Raw genomic sequence first — 26,182 nt, 5'->3', positions numbered from 1 at the left:
CTGGCAGCTTTGCCATATATCGTCAAGATCATGCCAAACATGTCGCTTGCCAGTCCGCCCCCTGCCAACCCGCTTGTCGTCGCAATCGCCTATGACGGGCTGTGCACGTTCGAATTTGGCGTGGCGGCCGAGGTGTTCGCCTTGCCCAGGCCTGAGATGGGCCCGGATTGGTACCGTTTTGCCGTTGCCGGCATAGACGCCGGTGAAATGCGTGCGATGGGCGGCGTGCGCATCCTCGCCGATGGCGGACCTGACTTGATCAGCGAGGCCGGCACGGTCATCGTGCCGGGATGGCGCGGTGTGGATTGTCCTGTGCCGCCTTTGCTGATCGACGCACTTCGCAAGGCGAGCGAGCGGGGTGCGCGGGTTCTTTCCATCTGCTCGGGCGTCTTCGTGCTTGCCGCGGCCGGCCTGCTCAAGGGCAAGAAGGCAACCACGCATTGGCGCTACGGCGAAAGGCTGAAGGAGCGGTATCCCGACATCACGGTGGTACCCGATGTCTTGTACATCGACGAGGGAAATGTGCTGACATCGGCCGGCAGCGCGGCCGGGATTGACCTCTGCCTGCATCTGGTCCGGCGCGATTTCGGCACCAAGGCGGCCAACATGGTGGCGCGCCGCCTGGTCGTGCCGCCGCACCGCGACGGCGGCCAGGCGCAATATGTCGAGAGCTCGGTGCCCGAACCTCACGAGCGCAGTCGGCTTGGACCGTTGATAGACAGGATGCGCGCCGACATTTCCGCCGACTATCCGGTCGCCACCCTGGCCGACCTGGCCGGGATGAGCGAGCGGACATTTCTACGCCGGTTCGCTGCCGCAACCGGCGTCACGCCGGCAAGCTGGCTCCTGTCCGAACGGCTTTCTCGGGCGCGTACGCTGCTCGAAGATACAAGCTTGCCGATCGACCGCGTTGCCGAGACGGCCGGATTTGGCGCGGCGGCGACGTTGCGGCATCATTTCCGCCGGCGGTTCGCCACGACCCCCGCCGCATACCGGGCGCGGTTCGGGGCCAACGCCAACTCCGGCTGACAACGTCTCAGGCCGTCACGTCAACAATCCCTCATAGCGGCCGCGCGGCCTGATGATGCTGCCGCTCACGATCTGTTCGACCATGTGCGCGGCCCAGCCCACGCTGCGTCCAAGCGCGAAGAGCTGGAACGGCGCATCGCGCGGCAGGCCGAGGCCGCGCGTCAGCACGGCAAGGGCAAAGTCGATATTCGCTGGAGCGCCGGTCGCGGCGATGGCGGCGGTTTCCAACGACCGCAATGTCTCGTCATTGTTGTCGATGGCCGCCAGAAGCGCCGTGGCGCGGGGATCGCCCTCGGGATAGAGTTGGTGGCCGAAACCCGGCAGCGGCCGGTCGTGGCCGAGCCAGCGCCGGATCGCGGCATCGGATCCATGACTTGCGGCGTCCTCCGCCAGTTGCATAACCGCCTCGCCGGCGCCGCCGTGGCGCGGGCCGGACAGCGTCGCCAGGCCCGCGAGCAGGCACGCGGCGGGCGAGGCGCCGGTCGAGGCCGCGACGCGGGCCGCGAAGGTCGATGCGTTGAGTTCGTGATCGGCGAGCAGGACAAGGGCACGGCGGATTGCTTCCGCGCCATCATCGTCCACCGACCAGCCCCGTGCCAATCGCCGATGCACTGGTTCCGGTCCCGCCACGGCACCGAGGGCGCCGGCCAGCACGCCGATCGCGTGCGCCGCGTCGGCGCATAGCGAGGCGGCACTTCGTCCCAGCGAGGGCCGCGCCTGGCCGGCAAGCAAGGCGAGTTGCGCAAAGGCCGGGGCGCGGCCGATCTGGCGCGCCGCATCCGGCGACGGCGTTTCAAAACGGACGGGGCGAGGCAGAGCCCAGAGCAGCCCAGCGGTTTCTTCCAGCGTGGCATGGTCGGACAGCGCTGCGGCGTCCCGGCCTCGATAGATGAGGTGGCTGTGCCAGACGGTCGAAACCGAAGTGACAATCGACGGCTCGCCCCAGGCGATCGCGCTCTCGGCGATGGCCGAGGGGCTGCGCCCGCGCGCCCTTCGCGTTGCCAGCGCCGCGATGTCGTCGGCGCGGTACTGGCTGCGGCGCGGATCGTCCCGATCCGGGCGCATGCCGATGCGTCCGCGACTGACATAGGCATAGAGCGTCTGCGGCCTCACGCGCAGCCGTTCCAGCGCCTCTTCCCGCGACAACCATTCGGACATTTGGGTCTCTGATATTGATTCTATTGATCAAGATTGATGTAGATGGTGCCCACCCTTATCTCCCATCGGGAAAAGCTTCAAGGAGACAAGGCTATGGCGAATGGGCTCGATGATGTGGTGGCGGCCGAAACCGTGCTGTCCGATGTGGATGGTCTAGGCGGTCGCCTGACGATCCGGGGCCATTCGCTTGGGGAATTGGCAGGGCGATGGAGCTACGCCCAGGTCGTCCACCTGCTGCTGGACGGGTTCTTCGACGATCTGCCTGGCGATGCCGAACTGGCGGCAAAACTGGGTGAGGCTCGCGTCGAGGTGTTTGACCGGCTCGCGCCCGCGCTGCCCTTGCTGGCACCGCTCGACATCTACAGCGCCATGCGTGCGGGCATGGCACTGCTGCCGGATGGCGAGACGCTGACGGACGCCTTGCGGCTGATCGCGGCGCCGGCGGTGCTGTCGCCGGCCCTGCTGCGCCTGCAGCGCGGCGAGCAGCCGATCGCACCCGACGGCAAGGCGGATCATGCCGCCGACATGTTGAGGATGCTCAGGGGATCGGTTCCGTCGCCGGCCTTGGCCAAGGCGCTCGACACCTATCTGGTGACCGTGTGTGATCACGGGCTCAATGCGTCGACCTTCGCCACCCGCGTCGTCGCCTCGACCTTGGCCGGCCTGACATCGTCGGTACTGGCGGGCCTCGGCGCGCTCAAGGGACCGCTGCATGGCGGCGCGCCCGGCCCGGTCATCGATATGCTCGACGCGATCGCCGCGCATGGCGATGCGGCCGGCTGGCTGCGCAATGAGATCGCGCAGGGCAGGCGCATCATGGGCTTCGGACATCGCATCTACCGTGTGCGCGATCCGCGCGCTGATGTGCTGAAAGCGGTGGTGCGCAAGCTGGGCGGCGAGGGCGGCACCGGCCGCCGGCTGGCTTTCGCCGAGACGGTCGAGCAGACGGCGCTCGAGGTGCTTCGGATCGCAAAGCCGCAGCGCTCGCTGCAGACCAACGTCGAATTCTACACAGCGCTTGTCCTGGAAGCGGCGGGCTTTCCGCCGCAAGCTTTCAGCAATGTCTTCGCTGCCGGGCGCGTTTCCGGCTGGATCGCGCATGCCCGCGAACAGCAGACCACCGGACGGCTGATCCGTCCGCAGTCACGCTATGTCGGGCCGGTGCCGGATCTCGTCGCCTAGCTCCAGTCTGCCAGGGTTCATGCCTGTTTCGAAAGCTACGGCCTCTCCGCTTTGCAGCGGAGGGGCTTTTTCGACATGACCGAAATTTCATGTGATCACGCGACCGTGTTCGTGTTCTTGCCTTGGTCCGTCCTTATATGCTGCACTGCAACATAAGCCGGCGACAGCTGCTTCCTTCCAATGACGTAGGGGCAGGCCGGCGCATCAGGATGACAGGAACGCCATGACGAAGAACGGCAAGGCGGAGGAAAAGAAGAAGATCAACATCGCGCTTCAGGGCGGCGGCTCGCACGGCGCCTTCTCCTGGGGCGTGCTCGACCGGCTGCTGGAGGACGGCAGGCTGGAGATATCGGCCGTTTCCGGCACCAGCGCCGGCGCCATGAACGCGGTGGCGCTGGCTGACGGCTTTGTCCGCGGCGGAGTCGAGGGCGCGCGCAAGAAGCTGGACGATTTCTGGCATGCGGTGGCGGCGAAAGGCCGGTTCAGCCCGGTGCAGCGCATGCCGTGGGATGTTGCCTGGGGCAACTGGTCGATCGAGAACACGCCGGGCTATGTCTTCTTCGACACCATGTCGCGGGTGTTCTCGCCCTATGTCGCCAATCCGCTCGGCCTCAATCCGCTGCGCGACGTCGTCGCGCGGGAGATCGACTTCAAGAATGTCCGCGCCTGCAAGTCGATGGAACTGTTCATCTCCGCCACCAATGTCGAGACAGGGCAATTGCGGGTGTTTTCCGATGGCGAGATCGACCTCGATACGGTGATGGCCTCGGCCTGCCTGCCGCAATTGTTCCGTGCCGTCGAGATCAAGGGCGTGCCCTACTGGGATGGCGGTTATGGCGGCAATCCGGCGCTCTACCCGTTCTTCAAGACGGCGGCGACCGAGGACGTGCTTCTGGTGCAGATCAATCCGGTGGTGCGCGAGGGGACACCTAGAAGCGCCAACGAGATCCAGAACCGCATCGACGAGATCACCTTCAATGCCGGGCTGCTGCGCGAATTCCGCTCGATCGCCTTCGTCAAGGAACTGATCGCCGCCGGGCGTCTGCCGCATGGCGAATACCGCGACATCCGCATGCATCGCATCGATGCCGATGAGGCGTTCAAGGATCTGTCGGCATCCTCGAAGGTCAATGCCGAGTGGGCCTTCCTGACCTATCTGCGCGACCTCGGCCGCACCGCCGCCAGCGATTGGCTGGAGGAGAATTACGATGCGGTCGGCAAGCATGCAACGCTCGATCTTTCGGGCGAACTCGATGACGGGTTCAAGCCGATGCGCGGTCCCGCACCGGGCCGTCGGGTGAAGGAATTTCTCGCCGTTCGCAAGAACCCGGAGGCGGAGCGCCGTCGGGCCTGAACCTGACGGAACTGGCTTCAAGAGGGGGCAGCGTTTGCCGGCACTCGTGGCGAAGCTTCCGGAGCAGCGCCTGGTTCAGCGTTGGTGTGACAGCAACCTTGGCGTGCGGGAGAGCCGTCATCATGCTGACGTCTGTTGCCACTGACGATCGGATGGCGCCGGCCCCGGGGGCGTTCTGAGGCATCGGGCGCAACGCTCGATCCAGAATTGCGAATGGGACGAAACACACCCGGCGTTCTCGCGCCAGTCTCGCGCCGACCCCGTCGTCGCGCGTATCAGGACACGATGGGCGGGACGTAATACTGTCAGCGCATTGGTGTTTTCAGCATCTGGTTCGATCTCGGCGCATCGGGATCGGCACGCCTGATCCGAAGCAGCTGCCGCGCCTTTTCCCGAGCGATTCCAGGATCTTGGCCCGGCGTTGTGGCGCCGCAGCCCCTAGTCCCTCGCCGATAGCGGCGACGCGGATTGTCGGTTCGTGCCTGCACTTCAATCAGCGAAGCGAAGCGGATCGCGGCTCTATGCCGGAGACGGCCATGGCGATCAGGGCTGGTCGCCCGTCGCCTGCGTTTCAGGCCGGATCGTGAGCCGGCGGGCCGCTTCGGCAAGTAGACTGGCAAGTCACGAAGAACCGTTTCATGGCGGCCACAGCTTGTGCGGCTACGCAATGCTGCTGCAACTTTCGGACTATATTGCGGTGCAACTTTGATGTAGAAGCGCGCTCGCCGATCACGGCAATTTGAACCCGGTCAGGCGCGCACCCATATCGGCGACGCGCCCGCATCATAAGACGCGGTGCTGGCCGAACCCGCAGTGGAAAAATGACGATGCCTAAAATCAGGTTTCACAAGCTTGCAGCCATTGTTGTGCTCATCGGTTTCGCGGCGTGGATGGCGACAGGCGAGTTCTCATCGGTTGGCAGCGTAGCGGCCAACAAGGCCAAGGCAGCCGAGGTCGAGGGCAAGGCGCCGGACGCGAGCAAGCCGAAGACGGCGGAAGCCGAACCCAAGGCCACGCTGCGCACCGTCGCGGTGGTGACACCGCCGCGCAAGACCTATGCGCGCGCCATCCGCATTTCCGGGCTGACCGAGGCCGACAAGCGCGCGGTACTGGCAACCCGCGTTGCCGGCGTCATCGACAAGCTGCCTGTCAAGCAAGGCGATCACGTCAAGACCGGCGATCTGGTGCTGATGCTCGCCGCCGAGGAAAAGATCTCGATGGTCGACAATGCCAAGCAGCTCGTGGCGCAGCGCAGGGCCGAGCTCGATGCGGCCGAGCGGCTGGCCAAGACAGGTAATTTGCCGAAGCTGCAGCTCGACACCGCCCGCTCCAATTTGACCCAGGCGCAATCCCAGCTGGACACCGCGCAGGCCGAGCTCGACCGCAACGAAGTGAAGGCTCCGTTTGACGGCGTCATCGACCGGGTGCCGGTGGAACTGGGCAGCTCCGTCATGCAGGGCGGCGAGGTGGCCACCATCCTCAAGCTCGATCCGGTGATCGCGCGCGGCGAGATCAGCGAGCGCGACCTCGGCTATCTCAAGATCGGTGACAAGGCCAGCGTTCGGCTGGTCAGCGGCCAGACCGTCGAAGGCACCGTGCGCTATATCAGCCGCGACGCCTCGTCGGCGACCCGCACCTTCCGCGTCGAGATCGCCATCCCCAATGCCGATGGCTCGGTGCCGGCCGGCATGACGGCGGAAATCCAGCTCAGCGGGTTGCCGACCGACGCCGTGCTTTTGCCGCGCTCGGTGGTGACGCTGGGCGACAAGGGCGACCTCGGCATCCGCGCCGTGGGCAAGGACAACAAGGTGGCGTTCTTCCCGATCGACCTGGTCGACGACACGCCGACCGGTCTCGTGCTTGGCGGCATCCTGGCGGATGCGCGCATCATCGTCGCCGGCCAGGAACTGGTGAAGGAAGGCGATGAGGTTAAGCCCGTCGAGGCCGACCAGGCGACTATCAACAAGCTGATCGGCGATGCCACCGCCGGGACGCAGTAGTGCCGGCGCCGGCGCCGGGCCTTGCCCGGCGACAGCGTGTCCGTTCGCCACTCCCGAAGCCAACAGCAGGCATAAGTCATGGATATCGTCAGACTCGCAATCAACAATGCCCGCCTGACCATCTCGGTCCTGGTCTTCCTGCTGATTGCAGGCTGGGTCGCCTATCAGTCGACGCCGAAGGAAGCGGAGCCCGACGTTCCGATTCCGATGATGTATGTCAGCCTGATCTATCAAGGCATTTCGCCTGAAGATTCCGAGCGCCTTCTGCTGCGGCCGATGGAAAGCAAGCTGAAGAGCCTGAAAGGCCTCAAGGAGATGCGCTCGGCCGCTTTCCAGGGCGGCGGCTATGTGCTGGTCGAGTTCCAGCCGCAGACCAACCTGGCGACGGCGCTGCAGGATACGCGCTCCAAGGTTCAGGACGGCAAGGCCGACCTGCCGCAGGCGGCCGAGGAGCCCGTCGTCACCGAGGTCAACATTTCCGAATTCCCTGTGCTCGTCGTAACGCTGTCTGGCGAATTGCCCGAACGCGTGCTGGCGGCCGCGGCGCGCGAACTGCGCGACCGTATCGAGGAAGTGCCCGGCGTCCTCGAAGGCTCGCTGCAAGGCTCCCGCGACGATCTGGTCGAAGTCGTCATCGATCCGATGAAGCTGTCTTCCTACGGCTTGCAACTCGAACAATTGATCGGCGCTGTCGGCGCGTCCAACAGCCTGGTCGCCGCCGGCAACATCGAGGGCTCGCAGGGTAAATACGCCGTCAAGGTGCCGTCGCTGATCGAGACGCCCGAGGATGTGGCGGCACTTCCCGTGGTCGCCGGTCCCAATGCCGTGGTTCAGGCCAAGGACATCGCGACCATCCGCTCGACCTTCGCCGATGCCACGACGATCACGCGCCTCAACGGCAAGCCGGCCATCGCCATCGAGGTCAAGAAGCGCATCGGCGCCAATCTGATCGACACGCTGACCAAGGTCAGGGAGGTGTCCGACACCTTCGTCAAGACCATGCCCGAAGGCATGCACGTCACCTACACGCAGGACAAGTCGGTCTTCGTCAACCAGTTGCTCGGCGATCTGCAGAACCACGTGATGATCGCGGTGATCCTGGTGTTCATCGTCATCCTCTACGCGCTGTCCGGTCGAGCCTCGCTGCTCATTGGCCTCGCCATCCCGTCATCGTTCCTGATCGGCATCCTGCTGCTCGCCATGATGGGCTACACGATCAACATGATCGTGCTGTTCAGCCTGATCCTGGCGGTCGGCATGCTGGTCGACGACGCCATCATCGTCACCGAGTTCGCCGAGCGACGGATGAGCGAGGGCATGCCGAAGCAGGAAGCCTTCGCGCTCGCCGCCAAGCGCATGGCCGGTCCGGTCATCGCGGCAACGATGACCCGCATCGCCGCCTTCTCGCCGCTGCTGTTCTGGCCGGGGATCATTGGCGATTTCATGAAGTACATGCCGATCACGCTGATCGTCACGCTGTCGGCATCGATGCTCTATGCACTGGTCTTCGCGCCGACGCTGGGTGCGATCTTCGCCAAGGCGCCGCAGCATCACGAGGATGGCAATCGCGATGGCTGGTACATGGCTGTCGTCAAGCAGGCGGTGCGCTTCCCCATCACCGTGATGGTGCTCACCGTCGTCTTGCTGGCCGGCATCTTCGTCGGTTATTCGAAGTACGGTGCCGGCGTCGAGTTCTTCCCGAGCGTCGAACCCGATTACGGCCTGCTCTATGTGCATGCCCGCGGCAACCTTTCGCTGGCCGAAATGGATACCGCGACCAAGATTGCCGAAAACCGGCTGCTCGGCTGGCCGGGCGTGAAGTCGGTCTATACACGCGTCGGCAAATCCGACGGCGGTGGCCAGGACGTGCCCGAAGACGTCGTCGGCGTCATCCAGTACGAATTCATCGATTGGCGCGAGCGCAAATCGGCCAACGATATTCTGAACGACCTGCGTGGCGTCATGGCCGGCATTCCCGGCGTCGATGTCGAGGTTCGGGTGCCGGAAGCAGGCCCGCCGACCGGCAAGCCGATCCAGATCAGGCTCTCGGCCATCGATCCCAAGGGGCTCGACGAGAAGGCGCGCGCTGTCGCCGCGCGCATCGCCAAGGTGCGCGGTGTCATCGACATTTCCGATGGCTTGCCGCCGCCTGGCGTCGACTGGGCACTCGATGTCGACCGGGCCAAGGCAGCCCAGTATGGCATCAGCCCGACCTCGGTCGGGACGGTGGTGCAGCTCGTCACCAACGGCCTGAAGCTTTCGGAATACCGGCCCGCCGGCGCCGACAAGGCTGTCGACATCCGCCTGCGCTTGCCGGAGGACCGGCGCACGCTGTCGACGCTCGACGAGCTCAGGGTGCAAACCTCTCAAGGGTCGGTGCCGATCTCGAACTTCGTCGTCCGCAAGGCAAAGCCGAGCGTCGGCATCCTCAACCGCATCGACGGCGCCCGCACCGTGGTGGTGCAAGCCAACGTTGCCGCCGGCGCTCAGGTCGCCGCCGTGCAGCAGGAGGTCACCCAGGCCGTCACCGACATGAATCTTGGCAGCGGCATACGCTGGAAGCTGGCCGGCTCCAACGAGGACAGCGCGGAGGCCAGCGCCTTCCTCAGCAAGGCCTTCGGTGCCGCGATCTTCCTGATCTTCCTGGTGCTGCTGGCGCAGTTCAACAAGTTCACCAGCGTCTGGCTGGTGCTGTCCTGCGTGGTCATGGCGACGATCGGCGTGTTCCTCGGACTGCTGATAACAGGCGAGACGTTCGGCATCGTCATGTCGGGCATCGGCGTCATCGCGCTGGCCGGCGTGGTGGTGAACAACAACATCGTGCTGATCGACACCTATGACCGGCTGCGCGAGGAAGGCTGGGACAAGATGGACGCGGTGCTGCAGACCTGCCGCGAGCGTGCCCGCCCGGTGGTGCTGACGGCGGTGTCGGCCATTCTCGGCGTGCTGCCGATCGCCTTCGGGCTCGGGCTCGAAATCTTCCATCACGAGACGACGATCAACGCGCCGTCGACGCAATGGTGGATTTCGCTGTCCTCGGCGATCGTCTTCGGCCTGTCCTTCGCCACCATCCTGACCCTGGTGGTGACGCCGTCGATGCTGATGGTGTTCACGCGTGCCAAGATCAAGCCCGGCGAGCGGCGCGGTTGGTTCGGCCGCCTGTTCCGGCGTGGCAAGGGCGAGATCTCGTCGGACACGCCGGCAGCAGACGACGTGCCGGCGATCGCCTTCCCGAAAGCTGCGGAATAGGCAGACTTCCCAATGAACGGCAAAGGCCGCCTGGAACAACCGGGCGGCCTTTTGCATTTTCCCCCAAGGGTCAATGCCAAGCATTGTCTTGGAAGCACAACGCAGAGCGGGGAATTTGCCATGCCGATCAGCACCATCCTCATCATCGTCCTGATCCTTGTCCTGATCGGTGCGGTTCCGGCCTGGCCCCACTCGCGCTCCTGGGGATATGGCCCGTCGGGCGTTCTCGGCGTGGTGCTTGTGGTCGTCCTTGTGTTGCTGTTGGTGGGGCGGATCTGAGCGGCCGTTTCGTCCATCGACAGCCGCTGGCGGCTTGGCCGCGACGAGCCTCAGGCAGCTTCCGCGGCGCTATTCACCGTAGCGATCCCGATATCCTCAAGGGCCTCGGCGACCGCTTGATCGAGCGGTGTATGCGGGACCTCGCCGATGATGCTTTCCAGCCGCGTCGAGACCAATTGGTGGGGTTCGAAGCGCAGATAGGACATCGAGACGATCTCACGCCACATCGCCACGAACGGACTGCCGGCGCGCAGCACCCACCAGGGCATCGCCGTCATCTTCAACTGGCGGCCAATGGCTTTCTCGGCGGCGGCTTTGATCTCGAGATCGGTGATGGCGTGGCCTGGAAAATTCAGCGCCTCATAGAAGCCGAGCTTGTCGAGATTGCTGGCCAGCGCGACGAAGCCGACCGCGAAGTCCGGCAGATAGGCCCATTCATGCACAAGGTCGGCCGGACCGGGCGCTGTGTAGATGCCCTTGTTGATCTTGGCGGCAACGACCAGGTCGAACCAGGAGCCGCTGCCGGTACCGCCGAAAAAATCGCCGGCGCGCAGAAGGATGGTGCGCACGCGGCCCGCCTCGGCCTCACGACGGAACAAATCCTCCATGGCGCAGCGAATGCGGCCTTTTTCAGTGGTCGGGTGGAAGGGGGTGTCTTCGGTGATCACCGCCGGCATGGGCGAGCCGTAATTGTAGACCGTGCCGGGGAAGAGATGCACCGTGCCATTCGCATGGCAGGCGGCCATGACATTTTCGGCCATCGGCAGGCACTTGCCCCAGTCGGTGTAGATCGGGTTCAGGCCGTTGAAGATGATGTCGACGCCCTCGGTGGCCCGGATCAGCGATTGACGGTCCAGCGCATCGCCAGCAACCGCGGTGGCGCCTGCGAGCTCTGCCGGCACCTTGCCGGTGCGAGTGACGGTGCGGACGTCGAAGCCGGCGTCGATGAAGGCTTTGGCAACGACGCGGCCGAGCCGGCCATTGGCTCCGTGGATTGCGATCTTGGTCATTTCAGGTCTCCGTTTTGGTGTTTGCAGCTCGAATATGCTTGCCTCATCTGCGAATGAAAATTGACTAGGAATGGGGTTTTGATATTCATAAATGGATGGATGACATCGATTGGAACCTGATCAAGAGTTTCGTCACCGTGGCGGAAACCGGCAGCCTGTCGGCCGCAGCACGCAAGCTCTCGGCCAGCCAACCGACGCTTGGTCGTCACATCGGCGAGCTCGAGCAGGCGCTGGGCGTCACCTTGTTCCGGCGCGGACGACGCGGCTATGAACTGACGGAAGCCGGCAGCACACTGTTCGAACGCGGCAAGGCCGTAAGCGAACAGGCAAGCGCTTTCTCATTACTGGCGCTGGGTTCGGTCGAGGCGATCGAAGGCACGGTGCGGATCGCCGCCAGCGAAGTGGTGGCCGCCTATGTGTTGCCCGGCATGATGGCACGGCTCGGCATCGAGGAACCCGGCATCGAGGTCGAGATCGTTGCCTCGAACCAGGTCGAGAACCTGCTGCGCCGGGATGCCGACATTGCCATTCGCATGGTCAAGCCGGCGCAGAACGAACTGGTGGCACGCAAGGTCTGCGATATCGCGCTCTGCGCCTGCGCGGCCATCTGCTATCTGGAGAGGCACGGGCGCCCGCTGGAGCCTGCCGATCTCGTCGATCACGCGCTGATCGGCTTCGATCGCAGCGACGAGATGATCCGAGCCTTTTCCCAGTATGGCGCCCCGGTCACCCGAAACAGTTTTCGTTTCAGGGCGGACAATCAGGTCGTGCTCTGGGAAGCCGTGCGGGCGGGAAACGGCATTGGCCTTGGCCAGGAGCCGTTGGCAGACCGCGATCCGCTGGTGGAAAAGCTGTTGCCAGGCCTGCCATTGCCTGCCCTGCCGGTATGGCTGGCCATGCATCGCGACGTGCGCGGCAGCGTGCGTATCCGCCGGGTGGCGGATTTTCTCCACGAGGAACTGAAACGCTATTCGGCGGGCGCGGCATCCGGAGCGAATTCGGCGCGGTGAGCCAATCCGGCCATCAGAAGAACGACGATCAGCAGAGCCGACATGGCGATGAAGATCGGGCCGAAGCTGGAATGTTCGGCGACGAAGCCGATCGCCGACGGCGCCACCAGAATGCCGGAATACCCCATGGTGGTGACGACGCTCATGCCGGTGCCCGACGACATGCCTTCCTGGTTGCCGCCGGCCGAAAAGATGATCGGCACCATGTTGGCGATGCCGAAGCCGCACAGCGCGAAAGCTGATATGGCGAGCCAGGGCGAGGGTGACAGGCCGGCGATCAGCATGCCGGCGGCCGCGACGATGGCCGAGCCGCGCAGTGTCATCACCGCGCCGAAGCGGTTGCGGACGCCATCGCCGAAAAAGCGCATGATCGCCATGACGCCGGAGAAGGCGGCGTAGGCAAAGCCGGCGACGGCGAGGTCGGCGCCGAGTTCCTGCCGCAGATACAGGGCCGCCCAGTCGAGCACCGCGCCCTCGGAAATCATCGTCAGTAGGGCCATCAGGCCGATCAGGTAGACCAATGGGTTTGCCGGCAAAGCGAATTTATGATGCTCGGTCGCCTGCGGTCTGTTTTCGGCCACGATATGGGGCACCGCCGCCGCGATTGCCGCGAAGGCAAGCGCGGTCACCACCGAAGCATGGGCGAGGTGGCCATAAGTCTGGATGGCAAAGCCGCCAAGGGCGCCGCCGGCGAAACCGCCGAGGCTCCAGAAGCCGTGCGAGGAGGACATGATGGCGCGCCCCAGCCGCCGTTCCACCACCACAGCATTGGCATTCATGGCCACATCCATGCCGCCGATCGAGCCGCCGAAGATGAACATGGCGACGGCCGCCAGCGGCACGTCGGGCGCCAGTGCCACGATCAGAAGGCCGAGGCTGCCGCAGAGACCGAACCAGCGCAGCACGGTGCGCGAGCCATGTTTGGAGATCAGGTGGCCGCACCATGTCATGGCGGTGACCGCGCCGGCGCCGAACAAAAGGATCAGCAGGCCGAGCGTGAATTTCGAGATATCCAGCCGCGTCAGGAACACCGGAATCTGCGGCGCCCAGCTGCCGGTCAGGAAGCCATTGGCGAGGAAAATGGCCGCCACGGCCCAGCGGCCGCGAATGGCAGTCTGCATGGCGTTCGGCGCGTTCATAGGGCGATTCCGGTCAGAAAATGGCTTTGCGCGGCAAATTAGATCGATTCAATTTTCAGTCAAGCGCACTTTCGAGAAAGCATTTGGGCCAAACGGCCTCAGTGATCCTTGGGACGCCGGGCTTCGAATTCGGCCTTCTTGGTGTCCGAAGCCTCTGTCTGGTTGAGCGCTTGCCACTCGGCATAGGGCATGCCGTAGACGATTTCGCGCGACTGATCCTTGCCGAGGTTGACGCCCTTGGCTTCCGCTGCCTCGCGATACCAATTCGACAGGCAGTTGCGGCAGAAGCCGGCGAGGTTCATCAGGTCGATGTTTTGCACGTCGCTGCGTTCGCGCAAATGCCTCACCAGCCGGCGAAAGGCGGCGGCCTCGAAGTCGCGCTTCTGCTCGTCGGTGAGTTCGGTCATCGAAACCTCCGTCATAGCGGCCCGGTGCGCGAGCCGAACATCTTTACCGCATGTATATCGGGACGGTGGTCGATGGCGTCAACGATCGGCGCCAGCCGTTGGGCCCAGGCGAGGGCGCCCTGCTGGTCCGCTATCAGGTCCTGGCGGATTTCGAGCAGCGCGTGGGCATATCCATTGACGATGGCATGCTTGAACATGGTGTCGCCGCGCAGAGCGCCGTCATACGGTTCGTTGTCGCCAACGATGAGGTTTTTGTCCTCGGCCAGCATGTCGATCAGCGGCCGCGCCACCCGGTCGTCCTTGTCCCAGAGGATGCCGACATGCCAGGGGCGTTTGATGCCCTGCATGACCGGCGTGAAGGAATGCACCGAAAAGATGAAGGGCGCCTGCCCGGAGGCCTGAACGACCGAAGCGATCATGGCGCCGACCGCGTCGTGGTAGGGCCGGTAGAAGCGGTCGAGACGCCTCTCGCGTTCTTCCGGCGCCATCGGATAGTTTCCCGGCACGATCGTGCCGTCATAAAGCTGGCGAATGAGCGTCGGGTCGTCCTCACCGCGATTGGGATCGATCAAGAGCCGCGAGAAATTGGCGATAAGTGCCGGCACGCCAAGCAAGGCGGCCAGTTCGCGCGTCACCGCTTCGACGCCGATGTCATAAGCGATATGGCGGTCGAATTCGGCCGACGGCAGCCCCAGGCTGCCATACTCCTCGGGCAGGTCGCGGCGGGCATGATCAGCCAGCAGCACGATGCTTCGCTTGCGGTCGCCCTCGACGATGTCGAAGGGCGCGAAAACTGTGGATCGGGTCATTGGCGGAAAATGGTCGTTCGCTGGCTTTTGGGGAGGATGCTATCGTCATTCCACGAAGACGACGCGTGCGCAATGCCGTTGTTTGGCCAAGGTTTCCCGGGAAATCTGGCAAGGGGCGACGGATCGTGCGCCGGGAGCCTTCCTAAATCGATTGGAATTGGACAAAACGGCGCGTTGACATGCGCCCGGACTTTTCCGAAAAGGGGCGCAGAGAGATGCTGATGTGGTTCTTGAGGGGTTTTGGAATGGGTTCCGCCGGCAGGCAGCGCATGCGCTCCGGCTTTGCGATGCCGCTCCTGATCCTGACCGGTGGCGTGTCGGCAATGGTCATGGCCTCGCCGGCGCACGCCGATTTCCGCGTCTGCAACGCCACGCAGAACCTGGTCGGTGTCGGCATCGGCTATCGTGCCAAGGCCGGCTGGATCACCGAGGGCTGGTGGCACATCGAAGGATCGAGCTGCAAGACGTTGATCGAAGGGCCGCTGTCATCAAGGTTTTATTATCTTTATGCAGAAGACGCCGAGCGCGGTGGACGCTGGGACGGCCCGATCAACATGTGCGTGGCTGAAAAAGAGTTCAAGATCGCGGGCGTAAGCGACTGCGTCGCCCGGGGCTTCCAGCGCGCTGGATTCCAGGAATATGACACGGGCGAGCAGGCAAGCTGGATGGTCCAGCTCACCGATGAGCCCGCAACGGGAGGCGCCCCAGCCGCCCCGGGAACGAACAGTCAATGAGACGTAGCCGCAAGGTCAAGATCCTAGCCACAATCGGTCCGGCCTCCTCGTCCGAGGAGATGCTGCAGAAGCTGTTCGAAGCCGGTGCGGATGTTTTCCGCATCAATATGAGCCATACCGATCATGAGCTGATGCGCACGCTGGTCGCACGCATCCGGTCCGTCGAGGAAAAAGTCGGCCGGCCGATCGGTATCCTGGCCGACCTGCAAGGTCCGAAGCTGCGCGTCGGCAAGTTCGCCAACGGCAAGGAAGTGCTGACGCTGGGCCAGACCTTCACGCTCGACGACAATCCCGAGCCCGGTACCTCGACCAGGGTTTACCTGCCGCATCCCGAAATCCTGAGTTCGGTCGAGGCTGGCCATCGACTCCTGATCGACGACGGCAAGCTCGAGCTGAAAGCGGTGAAGAGCGACGGCAAGTCGATCGTGTGCACCGTCATTGCCGGCACCACGATTTCCGACAAGAAGGGCGTCAGCCTGCCCGACACCGATCTGCCGGTGGGCGCGCTGACCGAGAAGGACCGCAAGGACCTCGACGCGGTGCTGGCGACCGGCGTCGACTGGGTCGCGCTGTCCTTCGTGCAGCGGCCGGAGGATCTGGCCGAAGCGCGCAAGATCGCGCGCGGCCGGGCGCTGATCATGGCCAAGATCGAAAAGCCGCAGGCTGTCGCCCGACTGGCCGAGATCATCGAACTGTCGGATGCGCTGATGGTTGCCCGCGGCGATCTCGGTGTCGAAATGCCGTTGGAAGCGGTGCCCGGCATCCAGAAGCAGATCACGCGCGCCGCGCGCCGTGCCGGCAAGCCGGTGGTGATCGCCACGCAGATGCTGGAATCGATGATCACCGCCCCGGTGCCGACCCGCGCCGAGGTCTCCGACGTTTCGATCGCCGTCTTCGAAGGCGCCGACGCCATCATGCTGTCGGCGGAATCGGCGGCGGGCGCTTATCCGGTCGAGGCGGTTGCCATGATGAACCGCATCGCCGCCAAGGTCGAAACCGACCCGACCTATGCCGGCATCATCAACGCGCAGCGCTCCGAGCCGGAAGCGACCGGCGCCGACGCCATTTCGCTGGCCGCCCGCGAAATCGCCGAAACGCTGAAACTGTCGGCGATCGTCACCTACACGGCATCAGGCACCACCGGCCTGCGCGCCGCGCGCGAGCGCCCGCAAGTGCCGATCATCGCGCTGTCGCCGATCCTCAATACGGCGCGGCGCCTGTCACTTTTATGGGGCACGCATTGCGTGGTCTCGCCAGACGCCACCGATCTCGACGACATGGTCAACCGCGCCTGCCGCATTGCACTGGAAGAGGAATTCGGCAAGCCGGGCGACCGCGTCATCATCACCGCTGGGGTGCCGCTCAGGACGCCAGGATCGACCAACATGCTGCGCATCGCCTATGTCGGATCGGAAACAGCCGGACGGTAAGCCTTCTCGAGGGAACACCGCGCGAACCGAGGTCACTTTTGGGCGACATGCATTGGCGCAGAGCCTACTGTGGCCGCAGTGCAACAAAAGCCTGGACAATCATCGCCGCCCTTGTCTCGACACAGGGCCGCCGCGATCCACTCTACAAGACGCTGTGAGGCGGCGTTAACAGCCGCTTCGCAACCGCCTGAATTTCCCTTCGCTTGAAAGTATATTGAATGTCATTTGCCGTTTCACGCCGGTCCCTTCTGACCGGGCTTTCGCTTATTGGCGTTTCGACCATCTCCGCCTGTGCCCAACTGCCCAGGCAATCGATCAGCCTGGCGAGCACGCCTGCCCCGGTTCCGCTCGAACCGGCACCGGAAAAGGCGCCCATCGAAGCTGCCGCGCCTGAAACCGTAAGCCCGGCGTCGCCCGACTATGCGGGCATGTACAGCGCGGTTGAAGACGGCGGCCATGCGCTGCCGGCAATCCCGTTCGCCAAGGTCGACGGGCGGTTCCTGAGGCAGATCGTCGACGATCCGACAGGCGAAAAACCCGGCACGATCGTGGTCAATACGACCGACAAGCACCTTTACTGGGTGCTCGAGGACGGCAAGGCCATGCGCTACGGCGTCGGACTGGGGCGCCAGGGCTATTCCTGGAAGGGCCGCGCGATCGTCCAGTGGAAACGAAAATGGCCGACCTGGACGCCGCCTTCGGCGATGATCCGCAGGGATCCGAAGCTGGAAAAATGGCGCCAGGGCATGCAGCCCGGCATCAGCAACCCGCTCGGGTCGCGTGCGCTCTACATCTTCAAGGACGGCGTCGATACGCTCTACCGGATCCATGGATCGCCGGATTGGAAATCGATCGGCAAATCCGCGTCATCCGGCTGCGTGCGCATGTTCAATCAGGACGTCATGGACCTCTACGATCGGGTTCCCGGCAAGACGCCGCTGCTGGTTATCTAGCGGCTGGCGACGCCTGCCTAACACCTGATGGCCTCATACCGTCGCGGCTCCGAGCGCCCTTGCCGCGGCTTCCGCGTGATTTCTTGCCTGGAGAAACCGGCGCGCGCGAGGAATAGGATCGTACAGATACTGATCCGGGCCCAGTATCTTTCGCCGGTTGAGTTCGGTCGTATCGAGCAGATCGAAATCGACCCGCGCGAGGTGCAATGCCATCCGGTGTGGCGCGAAGCCCAGCCTCTCGCATGGTGTTCGAGCAACCGCTCTCGAGCGCAATAGCCGTGGTAGTCGAAAGCGATCACGCCGTTCGTCACGTAGATATGGTTTCCGGAAAAGCCTTCGCCGGGAATGATACGTTCGCCGTAAAATCCCTCCAGAGGCGGATGCTTGAGAAAGGTGCCGGCGAGAATGGCGCACGCGCCGTGACCGAAGAAGATGCGATCCGGCAGTGCCCATCGCTTTTCGGGATTTTTCTTTATGCCGTGTTTCAGGACATACATGCCGCTCTGTTCCCAATAGCGTCTTGCGATGGCTTCGGATTGTCAGGTCGGGGCGAGCTCGGCCTGTGGCTCCTTGATGTCGGCGCATTTGCCCACGCCATAGGCATCGCCGGCAATCCGGGCTTCCACCGTCGTGGCGATTGCTTCCAGGTCGATAGCCTTGCCGGCAACTTTCTCGATGGCGCCGACGACGAGGTCGGAGGCGATCCAGTCCGGCTTGTGACCAAGATTTTGCACCCAGACCAGCTCGGCGCCTGATATGTCGCGCACCAGGCCGACAGAGTGAATGCGGGCATAGACCACCTTGTCGCGATCGCCGGAGATGACCACGGTCGGCGCCGTTATCACTTTGTAATGCGGTGCCGCGCCAAGCGCATACCGATAGAGCCCGGCGACGTCGGTGGCATTGGCGCGGAAGGCCGACGGCCGCAGCACCAGCGGGATCGCGGCTGAGGCGAGATAATTGTCCGGCACTTTGTTGGGCGAGAAGACACAGGTCGTGGCGTCCGCCATCTGCAGCGTTCCCGCAGGATAGCTCAGGGTCTCGGAGAACAGCCGGCCGATCACCGGAATGGTGGTCAGGTCGTAGTACCAGGACGTAGCGCCGCCCGGCCAGGGATGGCTCGCCGGTGCCAGGAAGACGAGGCCGAGCGTCTTGTCGGCATGCTCGCGGCCGAAGGCCGCCGTCACCACGCCGCCGAAGGAATGGCCGACAATGATGGCCCGCTTGATGCCGAGACGGTCCATCAGCGCGGCGATGGTGTTGGCCTGTGCCGACGGATTTTCATTGTTGCCGGGGCCGCGTCCCGACCAGCCGGCTCCCGGCCGGTCGAAGAACAGCATTTCGGCACGGCCTTCGAGCAGCGGCCTGAGCGGCAGCATCTGGTCTTTCAAATTGGCGCTGGCGCCGTGAATGAAGACGATCGCCGGCAGATCCGCACCAGCTGGCGTGGGAACGTGGACATAGTGGATGCGGGCACCGCCAATGTCGGCGAACGCGCCGACCGGCGGACCGCGGCGCTCGATCAGCCACGAGCCGACGCGGGTCACACCGACAAGGGCAAGGACGAGTGCGAAAAGGAAGGCGAGCGCGGCGTAGATCAGGTTCATGGGGGGTATACGGCAAGGGAGGTTGATAAGTTGTAGGGCGGCAGTAGGAAAGCTCAAGCGCCCAATGCCTATTGCCTAGTCTATCAAATTCCCTCGCCGGCAAGCTCTTCCGACAGGGTCGCGACCTGGTTCTGGGCGCTGCGCATCATCGGATAGATGGCCAGCACCTTCTGCCAGGCCTCGAGCGCCGATTGCTTGTGACCGGTCTCCGCCATGATCTGGGCCAGGCCCGACAGCGCGCCGAAATGGCGTGGCTCGAGCTGCAGCGTGCGGTCGATATCGGCCATCGACTTGCCGTAGTTCTTCATCATGAAATGCACGGTGGCGCGGCGGTTCCAGCCTTCGGCGTAGCTCGGCTGCAAGGTCACCACCTGGTCCAGGAAATCGAGCGCGACGTCGAACTTCTGATCGTTCATCGCTCTTTGCGACCACTGCATCATCAGGTCGATCGAGGCGCTGCCGGACTGGAACCATTCGTTCCAGATGTTGCCGGCAATGCGCTCGGCGGCCTTTTCGTTGCGCTCGCGCTTCAGGTCGGAGAACAGCCTGTCGAGCCGGGCCTGTTTCGTCATCGGCGGGGCCGGAGTGTCCGGGGCCGCCGGCTGGGCCGCCTGATCGTTCGCTGCCCTGGCCGCTATGCTAACGGCACCGGAAAGAGGAAAAGCGATCAAAAATGCAAAAAGAATCCGCATCGCCCGACTCTAGTCCCGGGCGGCGGAACATCAAAGTGAATTCAACGTGGGAAGGTCGGCTCGCCGACAAGCATCAATGGGCGGAGGCAAAAAGCCTCCGGCCGAAAACTCAACCCTGGCGCGCCTTATAGCGCGGGGCGGTCTTGTTGATGATGTAGATGCGGCCCTTGCGGCGAACCAACTGGTTGTCGCGGTGACGCGCCTTCAGCGCCTTGAGCGAATTCTTGATCTTCATGGTCTTGCCTGTCGGTGTGGACCCGGTTCCGGGTCGAAATTATAAGGCGCGCCAGAAGACGCGCCTTTTGAACGGTGGGTGGCTCATAAACGAGGAGCCTTGCCCATGTCAACCGTAAGTCAACGGCAAGCGTGCTCCGCGTCCTGATATCATCAAATATCCGCCATGTCGGCCCCCGTGGCATTGCGCGACCACGTGTCGGCTGGGATGATGCCGCGACAAGCAAGTGATTTGGGGACAAAGATGCGTCGAATTTTCCTGTTCGCCTGCCTCGCCGTCCTGGCGGCAGGCGCGGTCGCCCGCGCTCAGGAATGCGACCGTTCCGACGACAGCCAGCAAATGATGAACATCTGCGCCGGCGAGGATTATCAGGCCGCCGACGCCAGACTCAACGCAGCCTATCAGGCGCTGATCGGCTCCGATGATGCGGGTGGCAAGCGATTGCTTCAGGTGGCGCAGCGCGCCTGGATCAGCTTCCGGGATGCCGAATGCGCGCATAACACCGCAGCCAGCGCGGGTGGCTCCATCCACGCGATGGAAGTTTCGCAGTGCCTGACCAGGCTGACCAATGATCGCATCAAGCAACTCGCCGCCTCCGCCAATTGCGAGGAAGGCGATGCAAGCTGCGCCGGCCCCGGCGAGGACAGCGGCGAGGTGCAATAGGCTCGTGTCCCGCGAACTAAGTACGTGAACTGATGCGGGTGAAGTGGCCCATCTTGCGGCCAGGCCGCGCCTCCGCCTTGCCGTAGAGGTGCAGCATCAGGTCGGGCTCGGCGAGCAGGGCTGGAACGCGCAGCACGTCGTCGCCGATCAGGTTCTCCATCACGCAATCGGAGTGGCGATTGGGGCTGCCCAGCGGCAGGCCGGCAATGGCGCGGATGTGTTGCTCGAACTGCGAAACGATGCAGGCGGCTTCGGTCCAATGGCCTGAATTGTGGACGCGGGGCGCGATCTCGTTGGCCAGCAGCGAACCATCGGCCAGCACGAAGAACTCGACACCGATGACGCCGACATAGTCGAGCGCGGACAATATCTTCGACGCGGCGACCCGCGCGGCTACCGCCGTTTCGGGTTTGATGCCGGCCGGCAAGGTCGATGTGTGCAGAATGCCGTCGCGGTGCACGTTTTCGGCCGGATCATAGGCGGCGACCGCCCCATCGATCCCGCGCGCGGCGATGACGGAAACCTCCCGCTCGAAGGGCACGAAGCTCTCCAGGATCAGCGGCACATTGCCCATCGCCTCGCAGGTGCCGGCAAAGCCACCCGTCTCCATGTTGCGGAAGACGCGCTGGCCCTTGCCGTCATAGCCCATGCGCCGCGTCTTCAGGATGCCGCTGCCGCCGAATGCCTTCAGCGCCGCCGTCAACTCGTCGTCCGTGTCGACCGGACGGAAATCGGCGGTGGCGATGCCGATGCTGTTGAGGAATGTCTTTTCGCTCACCCGGTCCTGCGCCACGTCAAGCGCACGCGCTGGCGGATAGACCGCCACCTTGGCGGCAAGCGCGGTTGCAGCGGCCACCGGCACGTTCTCGAACTCGTAGGTGACGACGGCGCTGGCCGCCGCCAGTTCGGCAAGCGCGGCCGGGTCGTCATAGGGGGCCGTAATCTGCTTGTTGGCGACCTGGGCGGCCGGGCAATCCGGTTGCGGCTCCAGCACGGCGGTGCGGTAGCCGAGGCGGGCAGCGGCCATTGCAAGCATGCGGCCGAGCTGGCCGCCGCCAATGATGCCGATCGTCGATCCCGCGGGCAGGCTCACGGCGTGTCCGTCGGTTCGGCCGCGACCTTGGCGGTCTGCGAGGCGCGCCAGGCGTCGAGCCGCTGGGCAAGCTTGTCGTCGTTCAGCGCCAATACGGCGGCGGCCAGGAGGGCGGCGTTGGCCGCGCCTGCCTTGCCGATCGCCAGTGTCCCGACCGGAATGCCGGCCGGCATCTGGACGATGGAGAGCAGAGAATCCTGGCCCGACAGCGCTTTCGATTCCACCGGCACGCCGAACACCGGCAATGGCGTCATTGCCGCCGTCATGCCGGGCAGATGCGCCGCACCCCCGGCTCCGGCGATGATCACCTTGTAGCCGGCCGCCTTGGCGCCCTTGGCGAATTCATAGAGCCGGTCGGGCGTGCGGTGCGCCGAAATGATCAGCCTTTTATGGGGAACGCCAAGCGCCTCCAGCGTTTCGGCTGCCTGGCGCATCGTCGCCCAGTCGGATTGGCTGCCCATGATGATGGCGACGTCGGCGCGTTGATGGTTCAAGCTTCTGCTCCCCGGCGACAAAGGCGCGCCTTAGCGGAATTCGCGCGGGGCCGCAAGGATATGCGGCCATCGGCGAGATGCCGACGGCCACATCCGGCTCATACCGCGGCCTTGCGGAAGCGGGCGACGAAGTCGTCGAGCTCGGGGCGTTCCATGTCGGAGATCGCCCAGTAGGAGAAGGCGCCGTCGCTCCAGTGCACCATCGAGAAGCCGCCCGAGGAAAGATCGTCCGGCTGGGTGGCCTTGCCGCCCTGCTGCGGTTCGGCGACCAGCGTGATCAGGTGCTCGCGATGGCGGTAGACCAGCGCCGGTACCGGCCGGCCTGATATCACCTCGACCCGGCCGCCGATCAGCGCGAAGCCGTCCTGGGCAAGGTCGGGCGCCGGCGGCGAGACACCGATGCGGGCGTCGAGCCACGGCTTGACCGTATGGCGGTCGGAGGAAACGATGTCGATCGGACTCGCGGCGAGCAGGCTGCGGCGATGGCCGCTGGCGACAGCGGCGGCAAAGCCGTCCTCCGCGCCGTTGAACATCACCCATTGCGTCGCGCCGCTGGCCAGCACCGCGCTGATCATGATCGATGCCGCCATGGCGCGCCAGTCGAACGAGCCGAAGCGGCGTGCCCTTGGCGATGTGCGCGCCTGCGAAGGACGCGTCCCGGCTTCCCGTCTCTGGCCTGCGCCGGCGCCCGTGATCAATCCCGGCAGCGCCGACGGCGTGCCGCGCTGCGGCTCGGTCGCCTCTGCGTCGCCTTGCCGTTCGGTATCCGCCATGCCGATTGCCGCGATGCGGGCCAGAAACGCGTCGCTGACTTCGGGGCGGGGCAGGCGGCTGACCGCGCCTCGCAAGGCGACAATGCGGGCATGTTCGGCGGCAAGCCGGGGGTCGGCGGCGATGCGGCGCTCCACGGCAAGGGCGGCCGCGGCATCGAGTTCGCCATCTACAAGGGCGTGAATCATCAGTCTGATACCTTCGGGATCATTGGGCAGTCCGTCGGCATGGCCGGTCATGGCGTTCTCCCCAGTTCCGACGCCAGCAGGCCGCGGGCGCGGGCAAGCCTGGACATCACCGTGCCCATCGGCACGTCGAGCATGGCCGCTATTTCACGATAGCTGAGGCCGTTTATGTCGCGCAGCACCAGCGTCTCGCGAAACGGCTGCGGCAGGGCAGCGATCGCAGCTTCCAGTGCCGCCGTATCGGCCCTGGCGATCAGGCTCGCCTCCGGCCCGTCCTCGTCGGGCAGGCTGGTGCCATGGGCCGCCGCCATGTCGTCGAGATCGCCGAGATCGCCGACAGCCATCATGCCGCGCGGCCGGTTGCGCGCCATCCAGGTGTAGGAGGTGTTGCGCACGATGGTCAGCAGCCAGGCACGGGCATTGCCGCCAGCATAGCCCGATATGCCGGCATGCGCCTTGATGCAGGCGTCCTGCACGACATCCTCGGCGTCGGCCGCATTGCCGGTCAGCCAGCGAGCCAGCGCCAGCGCATCGCCGAGATGCGGCAGCACCACCTGATTGAAGCGCTCTGCCAGGGCCCTCTCGCTCAAAGCAGCACCATGATCCGATACTCCGGGACGGACTGGGCGCGCCGCCTCAAGATGCGACAGCGATTTTGCCTTGCTTGCAGGAGCAAGGCCGCCGGAAACGGACAAAGTCGCCTGCCGTGCTGAAAGTGAATTCATCTGCATCACCGGTGTCAAGCGCTATGGCGGAGGGACTGATGACGATCATGCTCGCCAGCGCAGGACGGCGGCTGACGCCGCAGCCCTGTCCGCTGTGCTTGCAATGATGATGCATGCCGATCTCCTCAACGCCAGCCGTGGCGTATGTCGAGGAGACTTATTGAGGAGACGATTTATTCCCGCGTGGGGCAAATCCGGCTGTTCACAGTCCCGTGATCAGCCGGTGCTTTTCGGCATTGTTGGTTCGGTTTGGCGATCAATCCGGCCAGCGCGAGACGCCTGACGAATCCTTGCGGGCGACCTTCATCGCGTCGGCCGGGCGCTCCTTCGCGGTCAGTACGGCGCGCAGGCGCTCGGCGACGATCTCCGCTTCGCCGGGGTGAAGGTTGCAGGGGTCGAGGAAGAAATGGCCGCGCTCGACCTCGTGGTTGCGCACGATGATCGGCGGCGCGCCCGCGGCAAGTGTCGAGGCGAGACCGGCGGCGGTGAAGCGGCTCTCGGGCGAGACGAATATCTGCAGCCGGTCGAGCGGATTGGCGGTGGGATCGGGAATGATGATGGCGGCGATGCCGGGCAGTCCCTGCAACGCATCCTTCCACAGGTTCAGGGCTGCCTCCTCGCGCCGGCGGATGCCGGCATGGTCACGCTTCTCCCAGGCTTCGAGCGCGGCCATGGTGCCGGCGATGCTTTCCTTGCCGACCTTCATGGCGCGCGCGACGCCGCGATTCTGAAGATAGGCGGCCCGTATCAGATCCTTGCGGCCGGTGACGATGCCGCTGGTCGGTCCGCTCAGAAATTTGTGGCCGCTGTAGATGACGACGTCGGCGCCGCGCGCCAGAAAACCGCGCAGATCGTATTCGGACGCGGCATCGACAATCACCGGCACGCCCTTGGCGTGGCAGATCTCCGAGAACTCTTCCAGCGACAGCATGCCGTACTGCACCGTGTGGTGGGCGACGACATAGAGGCCCGCCGCCGTGCGTTCGTTGATCGCTTCGCGCACATGATAGTCCTGGGTGACGCTGACCGTCCCTGCCGGGATGACCTTGGCGCCGGCGACACGGATCGACTGGTCGATCGGCGCGCCGTAATTGACGATGTGGCCGAGCTGGATGACGACTTCCGACTTCAGCCCTTCGGTATCATCGGGCAGGCGCTCGATGGCGAGCAGGTTGGTCCCCGTCATCGCACCGGCGATCGCCATGGTGATGCCGCTGGCGCAGCAGGCGGTGATGAAGCCGGCCTCGCCGCCGGTGAGGCGCGCGACGATCGTGCTCGCGGCGCGCTGCAGATCGTCCATCTCCACCCATTGCGAGGCCATTTCGGCCATGGCGCTGATCGCCTCGGGAACGATGATCGAGGCGCCGAGCGCGGTCATGGTGCCGGAGACGTTGATGATCGGCCGCAAGCCCAGCCGTTCGCGGATGGTGGTGTTGGAGCCGGTGTCGGAATAGGTTTTCATGTGAGCAAATCCCGTTGGTGGCAGGTCAGGCGGCGATCTCGACGACCGCTTCGATTTCGACGGTGATATTTCCAGGCAGCGAGCCGACGCCGATCGCTGAACGGGCATGGCCGCCGATCTTGTCGAAGACATCGGCGAACAGGTCCGAACAGCCATTGACCACCCTTGGGTGGTCGCTGAAGGTCGGCGTCGCGTTGACGAAGCCGAGCAGCTTGACGACGCGCACGATGCGGCCGAGATCGCCGGCTGCCGCATGCATGACGGCAAGCAGATTGAGCCCGGTCAGGCGGGCATGCTCATAGGCCTGTTCGACGGTCACATCCTCCCCCACCTTGCCGGTGCAGAGCGTGCCGTCGGCGCGCAGCGGCCCTTGGCCGGAGAGGAAGATCAGCCGGCCGCTCTCGGCATGGGTGACGAAGTTGGCGATGGGCGTCGGCGGCTCGGGCAGTGTCAGGCCGAGTTCGGCGAGCCTGATATAAGGCGTCATGGATAAGGCTCCTTGGGGCAGCTTT

25 protein-coding genes and 1 pseudogene are annotated in these 26,182 nt (G+C 64.6%); 11 read left to right on the top strand and 15 right to left on the bottom strand.

Annotated features, from left to right (window positions below; translation table 11 throughout):
- Positions 1 to 30: 30 nt before the first annotated feature.
- A complete protein-coding gene (gene ftrA, locus EN851_RS15275; protein WP_135917201.1) occupies positions 31 to 1,029 on the top strand; it encodes a transcriptional regulator FtrA in 999 nt (332 codons plus the stop codon).
- A 15-nt stretch (positions 1,030 to 1,044) separates the two neighbouring features.
- Here ftrA and EN851_RS15270 read toward each other — a convergent pair whose 3' ends face one another.
- Entirely contained in the window at positions 1,045 to 2,187 is a 1,143-nt protein-coding gene (locus EN851_RS15270) for a citrate synthase (protein ID WP_135929529.1), read from the bottom strand.
- A 93-nt stretch (positions 2,188 to 2,280) separates the two neighbouring features.
- On the opposite strand from EN851_RS15270, the gene EN851_RS15265 reads away from it, so the two are divergent.
- From EN851_RS15265 to EN851_RS15245, 5 genes are all read left to right on the top strand, one after another.
- Positions 2,281 to 3,369, top strand: coding sequence for a citrate synthase/methylcitrate synthase (locus EN851_RS15265; RefSeq protein ID WP_135882169.1), 1,089 nt, complete (start codon positions 2,281 to 2,283; stop codon positions 3,367 to 3,369).
- A gap of 223 nt (positions 3,370 to 3,592) precedes the next feature.
- Entirely contained in the window at positions 3,593 to 4,723 is a 1,131-nt protein-coding gene (locus EN851_RS15260; protein ID WP_127277270.1) for a patatin-like phospholipase family protein, read from the top strand.
- A gap of 827 nt (positions 4,724 to 5,550) precedes the next feature.
- Complete coding sequence (locus EN851_RS15255; RefSeq protein ID WP_135929528.1) at positions 5,551 to 6,723, top strand: efflux RND transporter periplasmic adaptor subunit; 1,173 nt, start codon at positions 5,551 to 5,553, stop codon at positions 6,721 to 6,723.
- A 78-nt stretch (positions 6,724 to 6,801) separates the two neighbouring features.
- Entirely contained in the window at positions 6,802 to 9,972 is a 3,171-nt protein-coding gene (locus EN851_RS15250) for an efflux RND transporter permease subunit (RefSeq protein WP_135863168.1), read from the top strand.
- A 120-nt stretch (positions 9,973 to 10,092) separates the two neighbouring features.
- Positions 10,093 to 10,251 (top strand): DUF3309 family protein, encoded by a 159-nt coding sequence (locus EN851_RS15245; protein ID WP_127278628.1) that lies wholly within the window; start codon positions 10,093 to 10,095, stop codon positions 10,249 to 10,251.
- A gap of 50 nt (positions 10,252 to 10,301) precedes the next feature.
- Here EN851_RS15245 and EN851_RS15240 read toward each other — a convergent pair whose 3' ends face one another.
- Positions 10,302 to 11,261 (bottom strand): SDR family oxidoreductase, encoded by a 960-nt coding sequence (locus EN851_RS15240; protein ID WP_135929527.1) that lies wholly within the window; start codon positions 11,259 to 11,261, stop codon positions 10,302 to 10,304.
- Positions 11,262 to 11,356: 95 nt separating this feature from the next.
- On the opposite strand from EN851_RS15240, the gene EN851_RS15235 reads away from it, so the two are divergent.
- Positions 11,357 to 12,271 (top strand): LysR family transcriptional regulator, encoded by a 915-nt coding sequence (locus EN851_RS15235; RefSeq protein WP_127872108.1) that lies wholly within the window; start codon positions 11,357 to 11,359, stop codon positions 12,269 to 12,271.
- Here EN851_RS15235 and EN851_RS15230 read toward each other — a convergent pair.
- The 3 genes from EN851_RS15230 to EN851_RS15220 form a co-directional block, all read right to left on the bottom strand.
- The gene (locus EN851_RS15230) at positions 12,229 to 13,410 is read right to left on the bottom strand and encodes an MFS transporter (protein ID WP_135929526.1); all 1,182 of its coding nucleotides are present in this window, start codon (positions 13,408 to 13,410) and stop codon (positions 12,229 to 12,231) included. The two genes, EN851_RS15235 and EN851_RS15230, sit on opposite strands and share 43 nt — an antisense overlap.
- A gap of 98 nt (positions 13,411 to 13,508) precedes the next feature.
- Positions 13,509 to 13,817: a DUF1244 domain-containing protein gene (locus EN851_RS15225; RefSeq protein ID WP_135929525.1), complete on the bottom strand. Its 309-nt coding sequence runs from the start codon at positions 13,815 to 13,817 to the stop codon at positions 13,509 to 13,511.
- Positions 13,818 to 13,828: 11 nt separating this feature from the next.
- Positions 13,829 to 14,626, bottom strand: coding sequence for an N-formylglutamate amidohydrolase (locus tag EN851_RS15220; RefSeq protein ID WP_127278623.1), 798 nt, complete (start codon positions 14,624 to 14,626; stop codon positions 13,829 to 13,831).
- Positions 14,627 to 14,913: 287 nt separating this feature from the next.
- Between EN851_RS15220 and EN851_RS15215 the strand changes: the two genes are divergently transcribed.
- The 3 genes from EN851_RS15215 (at position 14,914) to EN851_RS15205 (ending at position 17,743) form a co-directional block, all read left to right on the top strand.
- Positions 14,914 to 15,360 carry a DUF1036 domain-containing protein gene (locus tag EN851_RS15215; RefSeq protein WP_245464385.1) on the top strand — a complete coding sequence of 149 codons (447 nt, stop codon included), beginning with the start codon at positions 14,914 to 14,916 and terminating at the stop codon, positions 15,358 to 15,360.
- Positions 15,357 to 16,790 carry a pyruvate kinase gene (gene pyk / locus EN851_RS15210; protein ID WP_135882164.1) on the top strand — a complete coding sequence of 478 codons (1,434 nt, stop codon included), beginning with the start codon at positions 15,357 to 15,359 and terminating at the stop codon, positions 16,788 to 16,790. The genes EN851_RS15215 and pyk overlap by 4 nt, the downstream gene beginning before the upstream one ends.
- Positions 16,791 to 17,008: 218 nt before the next feature.
- Positions 17,009 to 17,743, top strand: coding sequence for a L,D-transpeptidase (locus EN851_RS15205; protein WP_135929524.1), 735 nt, complete (start codon positions 17,009 to 17,011; stop codon positions 17,741 to 17,743).
- A gap of 33 nt (positions 17,744 to 17,776) precedes the next feature.
- Here EN851_RS15205 and EN851_RS15200 read toward each other — a convergent pair.
- From EN851_RS15200 to ykgO, 4 genes and pseudogenes are all read right to left on the bottom strand, one after another.
- Positions 17,777 to 18,240: pseudogene (locus EN851_RS15200) on the bottom strand (hypothetical protein).
- Between the two features lie 42 nt (positions 18,241 to 18,282).
- Entirely contained in the window at positions 18,283 to 19,350 is a 1,068-nt protein-coding gene (locus EN851_RS15195) for an alpha/beta hydrolase (protein ID WP_135919977.1), read from the bottom strand.
- A gap of 83 nt (positions 19,351 to 19,433) precedes the next feature.
- Entirely contained in the window at positions 19,434 to 20,042 is a 609-nt protein-coding gene (locus EN851_RS15190; RefSeq protein ID WP_135882161.1) for a hypothetical protein, read from the bottom strand.
- 109 nt (positions 20,043 to 20,151) lie between these two features.
- Positions 20,152 to 20,277, bottom strand: coding sequence for a type B 50S ribosomal protein L36 (ykgO, locus tag EN851_RS15185; protein WP_006203764.1), 126 nt, complete (start codon positions 20,275 to 20,277; stop codon positions 20,152 to 20,154).
- Positions 20,278 to 20,520: 243 nt separating this feature from the next.
- On the opposite strand from ykgO, the gene EN851_RS15180 reads away from it, so the two are divergent.
- Positions 20,521 to 20,940 carry a lysozyme inhibitor LprI family protein gene (locus EN851_RS15180; RefSeq protein WP_127281106.1) on the top strand — a complete coding sequence of 140 codons (420 nt, stop codon included), beginning with the start codon at positions 20,521 to 20,523 and terminating at the stop codon, positions 20,938 to 20,940.
- 16 nt (positions 20,941 to 20,956) lie between these two features.
- Here EN851_RS15180 and EN851_RS15175 read toward each other — a convergent pair whose 3' ends face one another.
- The 6 genes from EN851_RS15175 to EN851_RS15150 form a co-directional block, all read right to left on the bottom strand.
- On the bottom strand, positions 20,957 to 22,033 hold the full coding sequence (locus tag EN851_RS15175; protein WP_135919979.1) for a 5-(carboxyamino)imidazole ribonucleotide synthase: 1,077 nt from the start codon (positions 22,031 to 22,033) through the stop codon (positions 20,957 to 20,959).
- Complete coding sequence (gene purE, locus EN851_RS15170; RefSeq protein WP_135863157.1) at positions 22,030 to 22,527, bottom strand: 5-(carboxyamino)imidazole ribonucleotide mutase; 498 nt, start codon at positions 22,525 to 22,527, stop codon at positions 22,030 to 22,032. Before purE ends, EN851_RS15175 begins: the two co-directional genes overlap by 4 nt.
- Before the next feature lie 98 nt (positions 22,528 to 22,625).
- A complete protein-coding gene (locus EN851_RS15165; RefSeq protein WP_135919981.1) occupies positions 22,626 to 23,537 on the bottom strand; it encodes an anti-sigma factor in 912 nt (303 codons plus the stop codon).
- On the bottom strand, positions 23,534 to 24,073 hold the full coding sequence (locus EN851_RS15160) for a sigma-70 family RNA polymerase sigma factor (protein ID WP_135919983.1): 540 nt from the start codon (positions 24,071 to 24,073) through the stop codon (positions 23,534 to 23,536). The genes EN851_RS15165 and EN851_RS15160 overlap by 4 nt, the downstream gene beginning before the upstream one ends.
- A gap of 391 nt (positions 24,074 to 24,464) precedes the next feature.
- The gene (locus EN851_RS15155; RefSeq protein ID WP_135919985.1) at positions 24,465 to 25,670 is read right to left on the bottom strand and encodes an aminotransferase class V-fold PLP-dependent enzyme; all 1,206 of its coding nucleotides are present in this window, start codon (positions 25,668 to 25,670) and stop codon (positions 24,465 to 24,467) included.
- Positions 25,671 to 25,695: 25 nt separating this feature from the next.
- Positions 25,696 to 26,157, bottom strand: a complete 462-nt coding sequence (locus EN851_RS15150; protein ID WP_135929523.1) for a RidA family protein — start codon at positions 26,155 to 26,157, stop codon at positions 25,696 to 25,698.
- Between the last annotated feature and the right edge of the window lie 25 nt (positions 26,158 to 26,182).

This window comes from Mesorhizobium sp. M8A.F.Ca.ET.208.01.1.1 (genome assembly GCF_004791315.1).
In the GTDB taxonomy this organism is placed as follows: Bacteria; Pseudomonadota; Alphaproteobacteria; order Rhizobiales; family Rhizobiaceae; genus Mesorhizobium.
The sequence above is the reverse complement of the archived record's forward strand: the minus strand, read 5'-3'. Positions and strand labels throughout refer to the sequence as shown.

What these genes read in the sequence shown, in the direction of transcription:
- EN851_RS15225 (WP_135929525.1), bottom strand. Translation starts at nt 13,817, where the DNA reads ATGACCGAACTCACCGACGAGCAGAAGCGCGACTTCGAGGCCGCCGCC.
- EN851_RS15245 (WP_127278628.1), top strand. Translation starts at nt 10,093, where the DNA reads ATGCCGATCAGCACCATCCTCATCATCGTCCTGATCCTTGTCCTGATC.
- EN851_RS15240 (WP_135929527.1), bottom strand. Translation starts at nt 11,261, where the DNA reads ATGACCAAGATCGCAATCCACGGAGCCAATGGCCGGCTCGGCCGCGTC.
- ykgO (WP_006203764.1), bottom strand. Translation starts at nt 20,277, where the DNA reads ATGAAGATCAAGAATTCGCTCAAGGCGCTGAAGGCGCGTCACCGCGAC.
- ftrA (WP_135917201.1), top strand. Translation starts at nt 31, where the DNA reads ATGCCAAACATGTCGCTTGCCAGTCCGCCCCCTGCCAACCCGCTTGTC.
- EN851_RS15255 (WP_135929528.1), top strand. Translation starts at nt 5,551, where the DNA reads ATGCCTAAAATCAGGTTTCACAAGCTTGCAGCCATTGTTGTGCTCATC.
- EN851_RS15250 (WP_135863168.1), top strand. Translation starts at nt 6,802, where the DNA reads ATGGATATCGTCAGACTCGCAATCAACAATGCCCGCCTGACCATCTCG.
- EN851_RS15150 (WP_135929523.1), bottom strand. Translation starts at nt 26,157, where the DNA reads ATGACGCCTTATATCAGGCTCGCCGAACTCGGCCTGACACTGCCCGAG.
- EN851_RS15205 (WP_135929524.1), top strand. Translation starts at nt 17,009, where the DNA reads ATGTCATTTGCCGTTTCACGCCGGTCCCTTCTGACCGGGCTTTCGCTT.
- EN851_RS15180 (WP_127281106.1), top strand. Translation starts at nt 20,521, where the DNA reads ATGCGTCGAATTTTCCTGTTCGCCTGCCTCGCCGTCCTGGCGGCAGGC.
- EN851_RS15265 (WP_135882169.1), top strand. Translation starts at nt 2,281, where the DNA reads ATGGCGAATGGGCTCGATGATGTGGTGGCGGCCGAAACCGTGCTGTCC.
- EN851_RS15220 (WP_127278623.1), bottom strand. Translation starts at nt 14,626, where the DNA reads ATGACCCGATCCACAGTTTTCGCGCCCTTCGACATCGTCGAGGGCGAC.
- EN851_RS15260 (WP_127277270.1), top strand. Translation starts at nt 3,593, where the DNA reads ATGACGAAGAACGGCAAGGCGGAGGAAAAGAAGAAGATCAACATCGCG.
- EN851_RS15195 (WP_135919977.1), bottom strand. Translation starts at nt 19,350, where the DNA reads ATGAACCTGATCTACGCCGCGCTCGCCTTCCTTTTCGCACTCGTCCTT.
- EN851_RS15270 (WP_135929529.1), bottom strand. Translation starts at nt 2,187, where the DNA reads ATGTCCGAATGGTTGTCGCGGGAAGAGGCGCTGGAACGGCTGCGCGTG.
- EN851_RS15215 (WP_245464385.1), top strand. Translation starts at nt 14,914, where the DNA reads ATGCCGCTCCTGATCCTGACCGGTGGCGTGTCGGCAATGGTCATGGCC.
- EN851_RS15235 (WP_127872108.1), top strand. Translation starts at nt 11,357, where the DNA reads ATGGATGACATCGATTGGAACCTGATCAAGAGTTTCGTCACCGTGGCG.
- EN851_RS15155 (WP_135919985.1), bottom strand. Translation starts at nt 25,670, where the DNA reads ATGAAAACCTATTCCGACACCGGCTCCAACACCACCATCCGCGAACGG.
- EN851_RS15165 (WP_135919981.1), bottom strand. Translation starts at nt 23,537, where the DNA reads ATGACCGGCCATGCCGACGGACTGCCCAATGATCCCGAAGGTATCAGA.
- pyk (WP_135882164.1), top strand. Translation starts at nt 15,357, where the DNA reads ATGAGACGTAGCCGCAAGGTCAAGATCCTAGCCACAATCGGTCCGGCC.
- EN851_RS15190 (WP_135882161.1), bottom strand. Translation starts at nt 20,042, where the DNA reads ATGCGGATTCTTTTTGCATTTTTGATCGCTTTTCCTCTTTCCGGTGCC.
- EN851_RS15230 (WP_135929526.1), bottom strand. Translation starts at nt 13,410, where the DNA reads ATGAACGCGCCGAACGCCATGCAGACTGCCATTCGCGGCCGCTGGGCC.